Consider the following 17,078-nt stretch of genomic DNA (forward strand, 5'->3'; position numbering starts at 1 on the left):
GCGGCGGCGCAGTGGTCGATCTTCGGGTGGCATCCGGCTGGGAGGACAGGGCGCGTCTCGGATGGGGCTCGTCAGTGGTGCCGGCCGTGCGCGCCCGTGTGCGCGCCTGCGCACCTGTCGACGACCAATCTCAGTGGCTGGCCTTCGTCGGCGGCACGTGGGTTGCGCGGGCGACCTGCCTACCGCTCACAATTCGGTCGCGGGGGCAGACGGCGCAAGTACAGCTAGGTATCGGTGTCCCGTGCGACGGAACCGACCCGCCAAGTTCCTAGGAAGGCTCGCCAGGGACTTCGCTGTAAGGCGGATCTCCTCGTCGCAGTCGTAGACCGGCCTCAGTGCGGACCGAGAGCGTCGGACCGGACCTCGACGCGGTGCGTCCGGGTCGCCGCCAGCATGGCCGACCAGGGAAAACGGGTGGTGGGGCGGGCGGGGTTCGAACCCGCGACCGAGGGATTATGAGTCCCCTGCTCTAACCGGCTGAGCTACCGCCCCGTGACCGCGCCGGATCGTAACCCGCCGATCGCTGCGCGGACCACCACCTACCGGGCGGAAACACGGCCGCGACAGCACGATGGGCAACGCGAGGATAACAACGCGCTACCCGCCGATGGCTCACCCGCGCCGCAACTCCGCGAGGACCGCGCCGACCGTACGCCACCCGCTGGCGAGCGCCCCCTGGATGGACGGGCTGTCCCGGTGGTCCCCGGCCACGTACAGGCCGTCTCCGAGCACCACCGGCTTGCGCAGCCGGCCCTGTGGTGGCGGTGCGGCCGGGAGCGCGTCCGGCACGGCGACTGTGGTGAGGTGGGTCCAGTCGGCGGTGGAGCGGCCGTAGAGGCGGTCCAGTTCGCGTCGGATCACCGGTTCGGGCGGCGCCTGCGGGCCGACCACCGAGGTGGCGACCAGGTGCTGGCCGCCCGGCGCGTACGTGGGCGCGGCCCGGCTCACCACCACCGTGTTGGCGATCAGTTCCCGCCGGTCGCCGTCGAGCAGCAGGATCGGCTCGTCCAGCGGCGCCGTGTCGGTGCGGTGGTAGTAGGTGGTGTACGCGTGCATGCGTACCCTCGGCAGCCCTGGCAGCAGCGTGGCCGCCGTGGGCGGGTCCACCGCGACCACGACGGCGCGGCAGGTGATCTCGCCGGACGGGGTGCGGACCCGGCCGGGCGCGACGTCGGTGACCGGGGTGTTCAGTTCGATCAGCTCGGCGGGCAGCGGCGCGGCGAGCGCCTTCGGCAGCGCCTGCATCCCGTCCGCGGGCAGGCCGATCCGGCCGCGGGCGAAGGAGCGCATGACGACCGCGAGGACGTGGCTGGAGGTGGCCAGCTCGCGGTCGAGCAGCACGCCGGACAGGAACGGCCGGAGCAGTTCCTCGATGATCGCGTCGGAGAGCCCGGCCCGGCGCAGCGCCTTCTCGGCGCTGGTCTCGGGTGTGTCGAGGAGCCGCCCGACCGGCACCGTGGCGTAGCCGGCGGCGAGCGTGGCGAACCGCAACCGATCGGTCAGCGATCCGATGCCGGCGGTGAGCGTGCCGGGTGCGCCGGTGGGTTCGCGCAGCGGGTTGACCAGGCGTTCCAGCCGGTCGCCACGGCGCACCAGCACGCCGGAGGTGAACCAGCCCATCGTGAGAGTGCCGACGTCGACCAGTCCGGTGAGCCGCGGGTACGCGGTGTTGAGCACCTGGAAGCCCCGGTCCAGCAGGAACCCGTCGACGCGGTCGGTGGCGACCCGCCCGCCGAGCCGGTCGCCCGCCTCCAGCAGCCGCCACGGCACGCCGGCGCGGTGCAGCCGCCGGGCGGCGGCGAGCCCGGCCAGGCCGCCGCCGACGATCACCACGTCCGTGTCAGGCACGGTCCACCCCCGGCCCGGCCCGGTCGCCCTCGCGGTGCGACCGCGACAAGCGGCCCGGCCACCAGACCTTCGGCCCGATGTCGTACGCGAGCGCGGGCACCAGCAGCGAGCGGACCACGATGGTGTCCAGCAGTACGCCGACGGCGACCGCCACGCCCAGCTCGACGAGCACCACGAGCGGCAGGACGGCGAGCGCGGAGAACGTGGCGGCGAGCACGATGCCGGCGGAGGTGATCACGCCGCCGGTGACGGCCAGCCCGGCGAGCACACCGGCGCGGGTGCCGCGGCGCACCGACTCCTCACGGACCCGGCTCATCAGGAAGATGTTGTAGTCGATGCCGAGCGCGACCAGGAACACGAACGCGAACAGCGGGAACGACTGGTCGACGCCGGGGAAGTCGAAGACGTACCGGAACAGCAGCGCGCACAGGCCCAGCGTGGCCAGGAACGACAGCACCACGGTGGCGATCAGCAGCACCGGGGCGACCAGGGCGCGCAGCAGCAGCGCCAGGATGACCGCGATGACCAGCAGCACCACCGGGATGATCACGTCGCGGTCGCGTACCGAGGCGTCGGCGGTGTCCACGTTGATCGCGGTGAAGCCGCCGACCACGGCGTCGGCGCCGGGTACCCGGTGCACCGCCTCGCGCAGGTCGCGGATGGTGCGTTCGGCGCCGTTGCTGTCCGGCGGGTCAGCGAGCGTGACGTTGAGCTGCACCCGCCCGTCGACCACCTTGGGGGGCGCGTTCGGGTCGGGCGGCGCGTTCTCGCCCCGCTCACCGAGCGGCAGCACCGAGGCGACTCCCGGTACGCCCTGCGCCACCTGGGCGACCTGCCGGGCGGTGCCCTGGGTGGTGAAGATGGTGGCGGGGCTGCCGGTGCCGGCCGGGAAGTGCCTGTCGATGACCTCCTGCCCGGCCACCGAGTCGGTGCGCTGGGTGAACAGCTGGGACTGGCCGAGCGTGGTGGCGCCGAGCTGGGTCACCCCGATCGCGAGGGCCGCGAGCACCACGGCGGTGACGACCCAGACGGTACGCGCGCGGCGCGCCACGAAGCCGGCGATCCGCCCCCAGATGCCGTGCTCGGTGCGCGGGTCGGCCTGGTCGTAGCGGGGTCGCCGGGGCCAGAACGCCCACCGGCCGCCGAGGACCAGCAGCGCGGGCAGGAAGGTGAGCATGACCAGCAGCGTGGCGGCGATGCCGACGGCGCTGACCGGGCCGAGCGCGCGGTTGGAGTTGAAGCTGGACAGCAGCAGGCAGAGCAGGCTCACGATGACTGTGGCGCCGGAGGCGATGATGGCCGGGGCGGCGCCCTTCCAGGCGGTCCGCATGGCGTCCCACGGGCGCTCGTGCCGGTGCAGTTCCTCCCGGTAGCGGGCGATGAGCAGCAGCGCGTAGTCGGTGCCGGCGCCGAAGACGAGCACGGTGAGGATGCCCTGTGCCTGCCCGTTGAGCTTGACGATGTCGTGGTCGGCGAGCAGGTAGACGAAGACGGCGGCGAGCGAGTACGACATCCCGGCGGCCAGCAGCGGGAAGATCCAGAGGACCGGGCTGCGGTAGACGACGAGCAGGATGACCAGCACCACTGTCAGCGTGACCAGGAGCAGCGGCCCGTCGATCGCGCCGAACACCTCGATCAGGTCGCCGAGCAGCCCTGCGGGTCCGGCCACGTCGACGGTGAGCCCGTCGCGGTCCGGGCCGGCGATGTCGCGCAGGCGTTCCACAACGGACCGGATCTGTTCACCCTCGGAGCTGTCGATCGGCACGATCACCTGGGCGGCCTGCTCGTCCTGGCTGACGACCGGTGGCGGCAGCGGACCGACCACGCCCGGCACTTCGGCGAAGCGGGCCGCGTCGGTCCGGATGCGCTGCTGGTCGGCGGGGGTGAGGCCGCCGGGTCGTTCGTAGACCACGAGTGCCGGGGTGGTCTCCCGGTCGACGAATCCGGCGGCCAGGTCCTGCGCCCGGGTTGCCTCGGCGTCGGCCGGGAGGAAGGAGGCGTTGTCGTTGGTGGAGACCTCGCCGAGCTTGCCGGAGTAGGGGCCGGCGATGCCGCCGACGATCAGCCAGCCGAGCACCACCGCCACCGCGATCAGCGTCGCGGTCCAGCGGCTGCGTCCTGCGGCCATCTCCACCGTCCTCGAATCGACGCATCAATCGACGCAGCGGGAGTCTAAGTCGACGCCGACCATCCTGCCGGGCGAACGAGGACTCGGGGGCGAAAACCGGGCAGCCCGGCACGCGAAGGGGACCAGCGACGACTAACGCCCGCCGGCGATGCCGACGGGCGTGACGTGGAGCGAAGCTCCCCCGATTGGACTCGAACCAATAACCTGCCGGTTAACAGCCGGCTGCTCTGCCAATTGAGCTACAGGGGACCGTGCACCGCTCGGTTCGGATCTCTCCGCTCCGTGCGACGGGGACAAGAGTACAGGACATCGGGGGGTGGTGCGCCAGGGGGTTACCGGAGGAGGACCGGACCGGCTGACGCGCCAGGATTACGGACAAATCGTCATCTCGGCACAGGGAGGCATGAGCGGAGAGCAGGATGGGTAGTTAGCCGTCGACAGAGAAGCAGGCGCGAGACGGTCATTCCGCCGAGCTGGCGGAAACCGGCGAGAGCGTCAGGTACGGAAGGAGCCGCCATGCGCGGAAAGATCATGTTTCTTGGCGGGCTGGCTGCGGGATTCGTCCTGGGCGCCCGTGCCGGCCGGGAGAAGTACGAGGAGCTGGTGGTCCGCGGGCGCAAGGTGCTCGACCACCCGACCGTCCAGGAGGCGGCCGGGGTCGCGCAGGCCCAGGCGACCCGGCTCTACTCGGAGGGCAAGGACAAGCTGGGGCAGACCAAGCTCGGTGAGAAGCTCGCCACCAACGGCGGCAAGCCGGGCATGACCGACGCCGACAAGCCGTTCGCCGGCACGCCGGCCGCGGTCGGCAGCCGCAGCGCCAACGGGACGGGCTCGACCAGCGCGTCCGGCTCGACCACCACCGGCACGAGCACCAAGCCGTCCAGCACCGGCAACACGCTCTGACACCAGCGGACAGCGGGCCGGTCACCTCCGGGTGACCGGCCCGCTCCCGTGTGCGCGGGCGGCGATGTGGCACATTCTCCGTGGGGAGGTGACCAGATGCCGATGGTCGGACCGGAGACGGCGGATCAGGCGCGACTGCTGCGCCTGCTGCGCGACGACGGCCCACGCTCCCGGGTCGAGCTGGCCGACCTCCTCGGCCTGCCCCGGGCCCGGTTCGCCGCCGAGGTCGACCGGCTGACCACGCTCGGCCTGGTGGAGACCGCCGGACCGGCCGCGTCCCGGGGCGGACGCCGCTCGTCGCTGCTGCGCATCGGCGCGCAGGTCCGGTTCGGCGCGGTGCTCGTCGGCGACGGCCTCCTGCGGGTCGCGCTCACCGACGGCGAACTGAACCCGCTCGCCCGGCACGACGAGCCGGTGGACGTCCGGCTCGGCCCGGACGTGGTGGTCGGGCGCATCGTCGAACTGCTCGGCAAACTGCGTGTCGAGGCGGGACTGTCGTCGCTCACCGGCGTCGGCGTCGCGCTGCCCGCGCCGGTCGAGGTCCGCGACGGCACGCCGGTGTCCGCGCCGGCCCTGCCCGGCTGGCACCGCTTCCCGGTACGCGACACGCTCGCCGCCGAGCTGGGCTGCCCGGTGCAGGTCGACAACGACGCCAACGCGATGGCCCTCGGCGAACGGCACGCCGGCACCGGCCGCCCGTTCGACGACTTCCTCTACGTCAAGCTGGGCGAGGCGATCGGCTGCGGGCTGGTGCTCGCCGGCGCGCTCTACCGGGGTGCGGCCAGCGGGGCCGGCGACATCGGCCACTTCCAGCTCACCGAGGACGGGCCGCTCTGCGGCTGCGGCAACAACGGGTGCGTCGAGGCGTACTGCGGGGATGTCGCACTGGTGCGCGAGGCGGTGAGCGCCGCGCGGGCCGGGCGCTCGACGGCGCTGGCGGACCGGCTGGCCGCGGCCGGGACGCTGTCGGTGGCCGACGTGGCGGCGGCGGCCACCGAGGGCGACCCGGCGGCGCAGACGCTGGTGCGCGACGCCGCCCGCCGGCTCGGGCGGGTGCTGGTCGGGCTGGTCAGCTTCGTCAACCCGGCCATCGTGATCATCGGCGGCGCACCCGGCGGGATCGGGCCGGTGCTGCTCGCGGAGATCCGGGGCGTGGTCTACCGGCGCTCCACGCCGCTGGCCACCGGCAGCATGCCGATCGTCCTGTCCGACCTCGGCGACACCGCCGGCCTGGTCGGGGCGGCGCGCCTGGTCAGCGACCAGGTCTACGCCGCCCGCTGACCGGTCAGTCGCGGCTGCTGCTGAAGGCGGCGTCGAAGGCCGCGGACGGGGCGTCGAACGCCAGGCGGCGGACGAACTGGAGCGCCTCCGGCGCGCCGACCAGGCGGTCCATGCCGGCGTCCTCCCACTCGATCGAAATCGGGCCGTCGTAGCCGATCGCGTTGAGCGCCCGGAAGCAGTCCTCCCACGGCACGTCGCCGTGGCCGGTGGAGACGAAGTCCCAGCCGCGCCGCATGTCGGCCCAGGGCAGGTGGGAGGAGAGCCGGCCGCGCCGCCCGTCGCCGGTACGGACCTTCGCGTCCTTGCAGTCGACGTGGTAGATCCGGTCGGCGAAGTCGAAGATGAAGTTCACCGGGTCCAGTTCCTGCCAGACGAAGTGCGACGGATCCCAGTTGAGCCCGAACGCCTCCCGGTGCCCGATCGCCTCCAGCGTGCGCTTCGTCGTCCAGTAGTCGTAGGCGATCTCGCTGGGGTGCACCTCGTGCGCGAACCGCACCCCCACCTCGTCGAAGACGTCGAGGATCGGGTTCCACCTGTCGGCGAAGTCCTGGTAGCCGCGCTCGATCATGGCCGGCGGCACCGGCGGGAACATCGCCACCGTGTGCCAGATGGACGAGCCGGTGAAGCCGACGACGGTGTTCACGCCGAGCTTCGCCGCCGCCCGCGCGGTGTCCTTGATCTCCTCGGCGGCCCGCTGCCGCACCCCCTCCGGCTCTCCGTCGCCCCAGATCCGGGCCGGCAGGATGTCCTGGTGCCGCTCGTCGATCGGGTGGTCGCAGACGGCCTGCCCGACCAGGTGGTTGGAGACGGCGAACACCTGGAGGTTGTGCTTGGCCAGGGTGGCCCGCTTGCGCTCCACGTACGAGTCGTCGGCGAGCGCCTTGTCCACCTCGAAGTGGTCGCCCCAGCAGGCGATCTCCAGCCCGTCGTAGCCCCACTCGGCGGCGAGCCGGCAGACCTCGTCGAACGGCAGATCGGCCCACTGGCCGGTGAAGAGCGTGATGGGTCGCGCCATTGTCCTTCTCCCCTGTGGTGATGGGGGATTCCGTCGCGGACCGGGCGAGGACGACCGGAGGCGGCGGCGCGTGGGAACCGGTGGACGCCGGAGCGTCTGCTCCCGGACGGGTTGCGCCTCCCGCCGGGTCACCGGCCACCTCGCGGTCGCCGCCTCCACTCTATGGCCTCCGTCAGGGCAGGGTCCAGCGCTGGTTCGCCGCGCCCGTGCACGTCCACAGGTGCACCGCCGTGCCGTCGGCCGAGTTGTTGCCGGACACGTCCAGGCACTTGCCCGACTGCGGGTTACGTACCGTGCCGTCCGCCTGCGCCGACCAGTTCTGCGCCCCGGTGCCGTTGCACGTGTAGAGCTGGATCTTCGTGCCGTCCGCACTGCCGCCGCCCGACACGTCCAGGCACTTGCCGAGCGCCTTCACCGGCCCGTTCGGCGTCACCGTCCACGACTGCGCCGACGAGCCGTTGCAGGTGTAGAGCTGGATCTGGGTGCCGTCGGCCGACGATCCGCTCCGCACGTCCAGGCACTTGCCGCCGAGGCCCTTGATCGGGCCGGCACCGCCGGTGCCGGTCGAGCGGACCAGCGTGAAGTCGTCGACGTCGAACAGCCCGGAGCCGCTGCCGGTGAACGTCAGGTGGACCGTCTGCGTACCGGACGGCACGCCGGTGAGCGCGGTGCTCACGTCGGCGAACGTGGTCCAGCTACCGGTGTTCGGCACCGCCACCTGGCCGAGCACCGGGCCGCCCGGCGAGCCGGTCCGCACCTGGAGTGTGCCGCCCGGGCCGCCGGAGACCACCCGGGCGCGCAGCGACGTCACACCGGTCAGGTCCAGACCCGGGTACGCGGCCCAGTCGCCCGGGTCCACGTACCCCAGGGTCTGGCCGCCGTTGGCACCGGCCTTGGGGTACGCGCTGACGCCGCTCGCCGAACCGAACGCCTCGGCCTGGACGGTGGTGTTGCCGGTCGGCGGCGGCGTGCCGCCGAGTTCCTTGATCCGGATGTTGCGGAACGACACGTCGTCGCCGGTGCCGTGGTTCTGGATGCCGACGTGCCCGGCGAGCGACCGCACCGGGTCGGTGTTCGTGAAGTCGTTGATCCGCACGCCGTTGAGGAAGACCTGGAGCCGCTCGGACTCGACCAGGATCTCGTAGGTGTTCCACTCCCCCGCCGGGTTGAGCGCCGCGTCCCGGGCCGCCAGGTCGGCGGACTTGAAGCCGTAGACCGCGCCGGTGGTCCGGTCGGCCGCGTCGGTGGGGTCGATCTGGATCTCGTAGCCGTTGTTCACCGCCGAGTTCGGGTCGCTCGACGGCGGGAAGCCGACGAACACGCCCGAGTTGTCGTCACCGGCCAGCCGCCAGTCCAGCTTCAGCGAGTAGTTGGTGAACTGCTTCGCGCTGTACCAGTACAGGCCCATGCCGCCGACCGAGGTGAGCGTGGCGTCGGCGTTGGTGAAGCTGCCCGGCCCGGCCTGCGACCAGCCGGTGGTGCCGCCGTTGTAGAGCGCGGTGTAGCCGGTCTCCGGCCGGCAGTCGGCCTTCGTGCGCCCGGCGGCGTAGCGGATGCCGCCGAGCAGGTGCGCCCGGAACGCCGCGTCGGCGTAGGACGCCTGGGTGTGGCCGCCGCCGGTGTAGAAGGACCGGCCGCCGCTGTACGTCTTGCACCAGGCGTGCGGGTGGTCGCCGCCCATCGAGCCGCCGGAGTACGTGGACTCGTCCAGGCTGGCCAGCACGTGCGCGGTGGAGCGGGCGTTGGTGCGGTAGTCGTACCACTCGTCGGTGCGGTTCCACCGCTGCGGCAGGTGCGCGGTGGCGGCGTGCGCCCGGTCCTCCACCTTCACCGTGGCCGGCTGGATGGCCGGGTGGGAGGCGAACCAGGCGCCGACCAGGTTGCCGTAGAACGGCCAGTCGTACTCGGTGTCGGCGGCGGAGTGCACGCCGACGTACCCGCCGCCGGCGCCGATGTACGCCTCGAACGCCGACTGCTGGCTGGCGTTGAGGACGTCCCCCGTGGTGTTGAGGAAGATCACCGCCTCGAAGCGGGCCAGGTTGGCGGTGGTGAACTGGGCGGCGTCCTCGGTCGCGGTGACGGTGAAGTTGTTCGCCGCGCCCAGCTCCCGTACGGCCTGCGTGCCGACCGCGATGGAGTCGTGGCGGAAGCCGGCGGTCTTGGAGAAGACGAGCACGTCGTAGGGGGCGTCGGCGGCGGCTGCCGGGCCCGCGGGGACGGTGCAGGCGATGGTGGCGAGGACGGCGGTCACCGCCCCCAGTGCGGTACGCACGAGTTTCATCTGGTTCTCCTTCATCCTCACGGCAGGGTCCAGCGCTGGTTCGCCGCGCCGGTGCAGGTCCACAGGTGCACCGCCGTGCCGTCGGCCGAGTTGTTGCCGGACACGTCCAGGCACTTGCCCGACTGCGGGTTGCGCACGGTCCCGTCGGCCTGCGCGGACCAGTTCTGCGCCCCGGTGCCGTTGCACGTGTAGAGCTGGATCTTCGTGCCGTCCGCGCTGGCCCCGCCGGATACGTCCAGGCACTTGCCCAGCGCCTTCACGGTGCCGTTCGGCGTCACGGTCCACGACTGCGCCGTCGTGCCGTTGCAGGTGTATAGCTGGATCTGGGTGCCGTCGGCGGTGGCGGCGTTGCGCACGTCCAGGCACTTGCCGGCCAGGCCCTTGACCGGGCCGGTGCGCACGGCCGACGTGGTGAGCGTGAACGCGTCCAGGTCGTAGAGCGCCCCGGTGCCACCGGCGAACGTCAGGTAGAGCGTGGTGGTGCCGGCCGGCGGATTGGCGATCGTGCCGGTGACTGTGGTGAACGTGTCCCAGGCGCCGGTGACCGGGACGGTGGCCGAGCCGAGCACGGTGCCGGTGGCCGAGCCGGCCCGCACCTGGAGCGTGCCGCCGGCTCCGGCGGACGACACCCGGGCGGTGAACCCGGTGGCGTCGGCGAGCAGGTACGGCTGGAACGCGATCCAGTCCCCGTTGTGGATGTCGCCGACGGTCTTGCCGCCCTCGGCGGTGGCCTTGTCGAACGTGTTGATCCCGGACGAGGTCTTGAAGTGCTCGGCCTGGCGGTGCCGGGGCTGGAGCGTGTGCTGGGTGTGCGTGGTGAGGCCGCCGGAGTCGGTGTACTCGGCGTCGAAGACGGCGAAGATGTTCGCCGCGTCGTCGTGCTCACCGTCGACGGGTACGGCGATCGAGCCGGTGCAGCCGGTCGCCGAGGTGATCTGGTGGCCGTGCTGGTCGTGGCCGAGCACGTAGGTCATCTTGACCTTCGTGCAGTCGATCGTGGCGTCCTCCGGGTCGGTGACGGTGATCCGGAACGGCACGGTGTCGCCGAAGGAGAACAGCTTGCCGTTGCCGGGCGTCTCGATGACGACTGTCGGCGCGGTGTTGCCCACTGTGACCGTCACGCTCGCGGTGCCGGTGGCGCCCTGCGGGTCGCGCACGGTGAGGGTGGCGGTGTACCTGCCGTTGGTGGTGTAGGTGTGCGAGGGGTTCGCGGCGGTCGAGGTGCCGCCGTCGCCGAACGTCCAGGCGTACGTCAGCGCGCCGCCCTCCGGGTCGGACGAGCCGGCCGAGGAGAAGGCCACAGTCAGCGGCGCGGCGCCGGAGGTCCGGTCGGCCGCGGCGCGGGCCACCGGGGCGCGGTTGGCGCCGCCCAGGTAGTCGAAGCGGTACAGCGCCGAGTTGGCGTCGCCGTTGAAGTAGCCGGTGCCGTAGTCGAGCACGTAGTACGCGCCGTCCGGGCCGAACGCCGAGTCCATCACCTGCTTGCCGGTCCACGGGAAGCTGTCGATGGTGCCGGGTGAGCCGTCCGCGCCGACGTGGATCGGCTTGATCCAGCCCCGGCCGAACTCGGTGGCGAAGAACTGCCCGTCGAAGGACTGCGGGAACTTCGTGGTGGACGGGTTCGCCGCGTCGTACCGGTAGACCGGGCCGCCCATCGGCGACTCGGAGCCGCCGCCGAACTCGGGCGGGCTGCCGGCGTCACCGGCGTAGCGGATCCAGGACGGCTTCGCCGCCGGCAGCGTGGCCAGGCCGGTGTTGCGGAACGAGTTGTTCGTCGGCCCGCCGGTGCAGTTGAACTTCGGGCCGGCGGTACCGGCGGCGAAGTCCCACTCGGCGTACGTCTCGGCGGCGGTGTTGGTGCCGGTGCAGTACGGCCAGCCGTAGTTGCCGGGCCCGGTCACCCGGTTGAACTCGACCTGCCCGGACGGGCCGCGGGCCGTGGTGGTGCCGGCGTCCGGCCCGTAGTCGCCCACGTAGACGATGCCGGTGGCCTTGTCGACGCTGATCCGGAACGGGTTGCGGAAGCCCATCGCGTAGATCTCCGGGCGGGTCCGCGCGGTGCCGGGCGCGAAGAGGTTGCCGGCCGGGATCGAGTAGGTGCCGTTGGCGTTCACCTTGATCCGCAGGATCTTGCCCCGCAGGTCGTTGGTGTTGCCGGCGCTGCGCTGCGCGTCGTACCCGGGGTTGCGGTTGGTGCGCTCGTCGATCGGCGCGTAGCCGGCCGAGTCGAACGGGTTGGTGTCGTCGCCGGTGGACAGGTAGAGGTTGCCCGCGGCGTCGAAGTCGATGTCGCCGCCGACGTGGCAGCACAGCCCCCGATCGGCCGGTACGTCGAGCACGTCGACCTTGCTGGCCTGGTTGAGCGTGAAGTCGGCGTTGAGGGTGAACCGGGAGAGCCGGTTGACGCCCTGCCAGGCGGAGAAGTCGGTGCCGGTGGCGGGCGCGTCGCCGGCCGGGGTGGACAGCGGCGGCGCGTAGTAGAGGTAGATGTGCCGGTTGGAGGCGAAGCCGGGGTCGACGCCGACGCCCTGGAGCCCCTCCTCGTCGTGGGTGTAGACAGGCAGCGTGCCGATAACCGTGGTGGCGCCGGCCGCGTCGGTGCGGCGCAGCGTGCCGTTGCGGGCGGTGTGCAGGACCGACCGGTCGGGCAGCACCGCGAGCGACATCGGTTCGCCGGTCTCGGCGACACCGCGGGCGAGTTCGACCTGCTGGAAGTCGCTCGCCGGGATCGGGTGGGCGGACGCCGGGACGGACGCCGCGGCCACTGTGACGGTGCCGGCGGTGGCCGCGAGCAGCAGCGCTGCGGCAGCGGCGAACGGTCGTCGGGCACGGGGGTGGTGGTGGCTGGACATGCTGTGCTGTCCCTTCCTGACGCGCGCAGCCAGGAACGGGCGCGCGTCGCGCCGGATGCCGAGCAGGGGGATGCTGCGCCGGCCTGCCGGGGAGGTCGGCGGGCCGCGACCTCCGGTCGGGACCGGAGGTCACCTCGCCGAGGCGGGCGGTGCGGGGCGGTCGCCTCGGCGAAACAGCGTTGTGCTGTGCACGACATTAAGACCTTTCGATCAGCCTGTCCATAGCTTCTGATCGATTGGCTTTGACTTTCGGCGCTCAGCGACAAAAGTAGGTGTCACTCGTGGCGGTCGACCGCCCGCTCCGCGAGCGCCGCCAGCACCCGCCGCGCCGGTTCCGCCAGCGGCAACGCGTCCAGCGCGACAAGTGCCGCGTCGGCCCGGGTACGGATCATCCGCTCCACCGCCTCCCGGGCACCGGACTCCTCGACGATGCCCCGCACCTCGGCCGCGGCCGACTGGTCGAGGCCGGGATCGCCGACCAGCTCCCCCAGCCGGGCCGCACCGGCCGGCGAGGCGGACGCCCGGGCCAGCGCCAGCAGCACCGTCGGCTTGCCCTCACGCAGGTCGTCCAGGTTGGACTTGCCGGTCACCGACGGGTCACCGAAGACGCCGAGCAGGTCGTCGCGCAGCTGGAACGCGTCCCCGAGCGGGTCGCCGAACCCGGCCAGCGCGGCCACCTCCTCCGGCGCCGCACCGGCGAGCGCGGCACCGATCTGCACCGGACGGGTCACCGTGTAGCGGGCCGTCTTCAGCCGTACCACTGTGAGCGCGTTCGCCACCGAGCCGTCCCCGGCCGCCCCGACCACGTCCAGGTACTCCCCCGCGATCACCTCCGAGCGCATCCGGGCCAGCAGCACGTGCCCCCGGCGCAGCCGCTCGGGCGGCAACCCGCACCCGTGGAACATCTGCGCCGACCAGGTGGCGCAGAGGTCGCCGCAGAGCACCGCGGCCTGTCGCCCGTACGCCACCGGGTCGCCCGGCCAGCCGGACGCGGCGTGCAGCTCGGCGAAGAACCGGTGCAGCGTCGGCGCGCCCCGGCGGCGGTCGCTGCGGTCCACGATGTCGTCGTGGATCAGCGCGAACGCGTGGAACAGCTCCAGCGACGCCGCGGCGACCACGATCGGCGCGGCGTCCGGGCCACCGAACCCCCGCCAGCCCCAGTAACAGAACAACGGCCGCATCCGCTTACCGCCGGCCAGGACGAACCAGCGCACAGCGGTGTGGACGGCCCCCGTACCGTCGTCCGGCCGATCCGGCTCTCTCGCGTCCAGGAACGCGGCTAGCGCGGCGTCGAAGCGGCCCCGCAGCAGGGCCGGATCGGTCGGTGCGACGGTTACGGTCATGGTGCCTCCCTGGCCAGTCCGGCGAGTTCGAGCAGCAACGCCTTCACATCGGTGGCCTCCACCCGGGGCCGGATCGCGGCCCGGTCGGAGCAGAGCAGCACCGGGCCGTCCGCCGGGTCGACGGGCAGGCGCCCGTGTGAACCACGCACCGCACGCGCGCCCGCGTCCAGCCCCACCACTGACATCAGGTAGCGCAACCCGAGCTTCTTGCGGGCCAGCGCCACCGCCGCGCGGCGCTTCGCCGCACCCGGCGCGGCCGGGTCGAAGAACAGCTCGGCCGGGTCGTAGCCGGGCTTGCGGTGGATCTCCACCAGCCGGGCGAAGTCGGGCGCCCGCGCGTCGTCGAGCCAGTAGTAGTACGTGAACCAGGCGTCCGGCTCGGCCACCAGCACCAGCTCACCCGAGCGGGGGTGATCCAGCCCGTACCCGGCCTGCCCGGCGGCGTCGAGCACCTCGGCCACGCCCGGCAGCGACGCGCAGAGCTTCGCCACCGCCGGCACGTCCGCCGGATCCTCGACGTAGACGTGCGCCACCTGGTGGTCGGCCACCGCGAACGCCCGCGACGTCCACGGGTCGAGATATTCCATCCCGGCCTGGGTGTAGACCCGCAACAGCCCTTCGGCGCGCAGCATCCGGTTCACGTCCACCGGGCGGGACACGTCGGTGATGCCGTACTCGGACAACGCCACCACTGTGGCGTCCCGCTCCCGCGCGGCGTCGAGCAGCGGACCGAGCACGGTGTCCAGCTCCGCCGCCGCGGCGGCGGCCTGCGGGCCGGACGGGCCGAAGCGTTGCAGGTCGTAGTCCAGGTGCGGCAGGTAGACCAGCGTCAGGTCGGGAGCGTGATCGGCGAGGATGCGCTGCGCCGCCCGGCTGATCCACGCCGAGGACGGCAGCCCGGCACCCGGCCCCCAGTAGCTGAACAGCGGGAACGTGCCGAGCGCGTCGGTGAGGGTGTCCCGCAGCTCGGGCGGGTCGGTCCAGCAGTCGGGCTCCTTGCGCCCGTCGGCGTGGTAGACCGGGCGCGGCGTGACCGTCCAGTCCACGTCCGCGCCCATCGCGTACCACCAGCAGACGTTCGCCACCCGGTAGCCCGGCTCGACGCGGCGGGCCGCCTGCCACACCTTCTCGCCGCCGACGAGCCCGTTGTGCTGCCGCCAGAGCAGCACCTCGCCCAGGTCGCGGAAGTACCAGCCGTTGCCCACCACGCCGTGCCCGGCGGGCAGCTCGCCGGTGAGGAACGTGGACTGCGCCGAGCAGGTCACCGCCGGCAGCACGGTGCCCAGCTCGGCGGCGAACCCGGCGTCGGCCACTGCGCGCAGCCGGGGCATGTGCGCCAGCAACCGCGGCGTCAGACCGACCACGTCGAGCACCACGAGCCGCCGGCTCACGAGGGCGCCCCCACCGTCGTGGCCAGGCCGAGCGCGGTCAGCTCGTCGCGGGCGAACGCCAGCTCGGCGGCGATGCCGGCGGCCAGCTCCGCGTCGCCGCGCGGCCGCCGCGCCTCCGGCAGCACCCCCCAGGTGTACGTCTCGACGTCGAGGTGGTCGCAGCCGGCGACGGGACCGGCGTACAACGCGGCCAGCGCCTCGCGCAGCACCGGCGCTGTGGAGCGCAGCGGCGGCTCGGGCGGTGCGTGCAACGGCACGTGGTAGTGCACCCGCCACGCCCCGGGCAGCCGCGCGTCGAGCGCGGCGTCGAGGTCGTCGGCCGCGTACGCCGGATCGGCCGGATCGGCGGCGCCTGCGCAATCGGCAGCCCGCGTCTGGTGCAGGAAGCGCGGTTCGACGAACCGGCGCAGCGCCGCGTTCGCGGCGGGCGGGTCAGGGGCCTCGACCGCTGCGGACACCTGGACCTTCACCACGGGGAGACCGGCGGCACGCAGCCCGGCCAGGGCATCCGCCGGCTGCTCCCAGGCACACGCCAGGTGCGCGAGATCCACGCAGATCCCGAGCCGGTCGGTATCCATGTCTGAGAATACCTCGCGTGCTTGTCCCGTCGACTCCACCAGACAGCCCGGTTCCGGTTCGAAGCCGACCCGGATCACCCGGCCGGTCTCCCGCTGCACGGCGGCCAGGCCCTCGGCCAGCGCGTCCAGGCGACGCCGGGCGGTGGCGGCCCGCCCGGCGTCCCACGGGGTGCGCCAGGCGATCGGCAGCGTCGAGATCGAACCCCGGACGGCGTCGTCGGGCAGCAGGTCGGCGAGAACCCGGGCCAGGTCCAGCGTGTACGCCGACCGTTGCGGCGTGGTCCAGTCCGGGTGGTACACCGCGCCCTTGACCACAGGGGCCTGGAACGCGGCGTACGGGAAGCCGTTGAGCGTGACCACCTCCAGCCCGCGTACCGCCAGCTCGTGGCGCAGCCGGCGCCGGGCCGGCGGGTCGGCGGCGAGCGCGGCGGCCACCGGCGCGGCCAGCCAGAGTCCGAGCCCGAGCCGGTCCACGTCGAGCGCCCGGCGGACCGCCACCGCGTACGTGTCGAGCTGGGCGACGATGCCCGGCAGGTCCTCGGCCGGGTGCACGTTCGTGCAGTAGCCGAGATGGACGGTCGTGCCGTCGGCGTGGCGCAGCCGCATCACTGCCCCCCACGGGCGATCGAGTTGCCGGCGAAGGTGGGGTCGCTCGTCTCCAGGTCGGTCAGGTCGAGCCGGCCGGACTGGCCGTAGAACTCCACCGGGTTGCGCCACAGCACCCGGTCCACGTCGTCGGCGTCGAACCCGGCCAGCAGCATCGCCTCCCCGGTGGCCCGGGTCAGCAGCGGATCCGACCGGCCCCAGTCGGCCGCCGAGTTCACCAGCATCCGTTCGGTGCCGTACCGCTTCAGCAGCTCCACCATCCGCGGCGGCGACATCTTCGTCTCCGGATAGATCGAGAAGCCCAGCCAGCAGCCGGTGTCCCGGACCAGCTCGACGGTCACCTCGTTGAGGTGGTCGACGAGCACCCGTCCCGGCGCGATGCCCGACTCGGCGACCACCGCGAGCGTCCGCTCGACGCCGCGCGCCTTGTCCCGGTGCGGCGTGTGCACCAGCGCCGGCAGGTCGTGCGCGACGGCCAGGGCGAGCTGACCGGCCAGCGCGGCGTCCTCGGCCGGCGTCATCGCGTCGTAACCGATCTCGCCGACCGCCACCACGCCGTCCTTGTCCAGGTAGCGGGGCAGCAGGTCGAGCACCGGGCGGCAGCGCGGGTCGTTCGCCTCCTTCGGGTTCAGCGCCACAGTGGCGTGGTGCCGGATGCCGAACTGGCCGGCCCGGAACGGCTCCCACCCGATCAGCGAGTCGAAGTAGTCCACGAAGCTGTCCACGCTCGTACGCGGCTGGCCCAGCCAGAACGCCGGCTCGACCACCGCGCGGACGCCCGCGGCGGCCATCCGCTCGTAGTCGTCGGTGGTGCGGGACGTCATGTGGATGTGCGGGTCGAAGATGCGCATG

At 72.8% G+C, this 17,078-nt stretch carries 11 protein-coding genes and 2 tRNA genes; 2 read left to right on the plus strand and 11 right to left on the minus strand.

The window, feature by feature from the left end; translation table 11 throughout:
• Positions 1-415: 415 nt before the first annotated feature.
• The 4 genes from MICAU_RS23765 to MICAU_RS23780 form a co-directional block, all read right to left on the minus strand.
• Positions 416-492 (minus strand) — tRNA-Ile (locus MICAU_RS23765).
• A 120-nt stretch (positions 493-612) separates the two neighbouring features.
• The gene (locus MICAU_RS23770; RefSeq protein ID WP_013287894.1) at positions 613-1,848 is read right to left on the minus strand and encodes an NAD(P)/FAD-dependent oxidoreductase; all 1,236 of its coding nucleotides are present in this window, start codon (positions 1,846-1,848) and stop codon (positions 613-615) included.
• Positions 1,841-3,976, minus strand: a complete 2,136-nt coding sequence (locus MICAU_RS23775) for an MMPL family transporter (protein ID WP_013287895.1) — start codon at positions 3,974-3,976, stop codon at positions 1,841-1,843. Before MICAU_RS23775 ends, MICAU_RS23770 begins: the two co-directional genes overlap by 8 nt.
• 176 nt (positions 3,977-4,152) lie before the next feature.
• Positions 4,153-4,225: transfer RNA gene (locus tag MICAU_RS23780), tRNA-Asn, on the minus strand.
• A gap of 267 nt (positions 4,226-4,492) precedes the next feature.
• On the opposite strand from MICAU_RS23780, the gene MICAU_RS23785 reads away from it, so the two are divergent.
• Entirely contained in the window at positions 4,493-4,879 is a 387-nt protein-coding gene (locus MICAU_RS23785; RefSeq protein ID WP_013287896.1) for a hypothetical protein, read from the plus strand.
• A 96-nt stretch (positions 4,880-4,975) separates the two neighbouring features.
• On the plus strand, positions 4,976-6,160 hold the full coding sequence (locus MICAU_RS23790) for an ROK family transcriptional regulator (protein ID WP_013287897.1): 1,185 nt from the start codon (positions 4,976-4,978) through the stop codon (positions 6,158-6,160).
• Positions 6,161-6,164: 4 nt separating this feature from the next.
• Here MICAU_RS23790 and MICAU_RS23795 read toward each other — a convergent pair whose 3' ends face one another.
• From MICAU_RS23795 to MICAU_RS23825, 7 genes are all read right to left on the minus strand, one after another.
• Positions 6,165-7,175 (minus strand): sugar phosphate isomerase/epimerase family protein, encoded by a 1,011-nt coding sequence (locus MICAU_RS23795; protein WP_013287898.1) that lies wholly within the window; start codon positions 7,173-7,175, stop codon positions 6,165-6,167.
• Positions 7,176-7,347: 172 nt separating this feature from the next.
• Complete coding sequence (locus MICAU_RS23800) at positions 7,348-9,456, minus strand: ThuA domain-containing protein (protein WP_013287899.1); 2,109 nt, start codon at positions 9,454-9,456, stop codon at positions 7,348-7,350.
• Positions 9,457-9,473: 17 nt separating this feature from the next.
• Positions 9,474-12,308 carry an RICIN domain-containing protein gene (locus MICAU_RS23805; protein ID WP_013287900.1) on the minus strand — a complete coding sequence of 945 codons (2,835 nt, stop codon included), beginning with the start codon at positions 12,306-12,308 and terminating at the stop codon, positions 9,474-9,476.
• 275 nt (positions 12,309-12,583) lie between these two features.
• Positions 12,584-13,651 (minus strand): polyprenyl synthetase family protein, encoded by a 1,068-nt coding sequence (locus MICAU_RS23810; RefSeq protein ID WP_013287901.1) that lies wholly within the window; start codon positions 13,649-13,651, stop codon positions 12,584-12,586.
• The gene (locus MICAU_RS23815; protein ID WP_013287902.1) at positions 13,648-15,042 is read right to left on the minus strand and encodes an alkaline phosphatase family protein; all 1,395 of its coding nucleotides are present in this window, start codon (positions 15,040-15,042) and stop codon (positions 13,648-13,650) included. The genes MICAU_RS23810 and MICAU_RS23815 overlap by 4 nt, the downstream gene beginning before the upstream one ends.
• Positions 15,039-16,226, minus strand: a complete 1,188-nt coding sequence (eboE, locus tag MICAU_RS23820) for a metabolite traffic protein EboE (protein ID WP_013287903.1) — start codon at positions 16,224-16,226, stop codon at positions 15,039-15,041. Before eboE ends, MICAU_RS23815 begins: the two co-directional genes overlap by 4 nt.
• A complete protein-coding gene (locus MICAU_RS23825; protein ID WP_013287904.1) occupies positions 16,226-17,077 on the minus strand; it encodes a TatD family hydrolase in 852 nt (283 codons plus the stop codon). The genes eboE and MICAU_RS23825 overlap by 1 nt, the downstream gene beginning before the upstream one ends.
• Position 17,078: the final 1 nt, after the last annotated feature.

This window comes from Micromonospora aurantiaca ATCC 27029 (assembly GCF_000145235.1).
GTDB lineage: Bacteria > Actinomycetota > Actinomycetes > Mycobacteriales > Micromonosporaceae > Micromonospora > Micromonospora aurantiaca.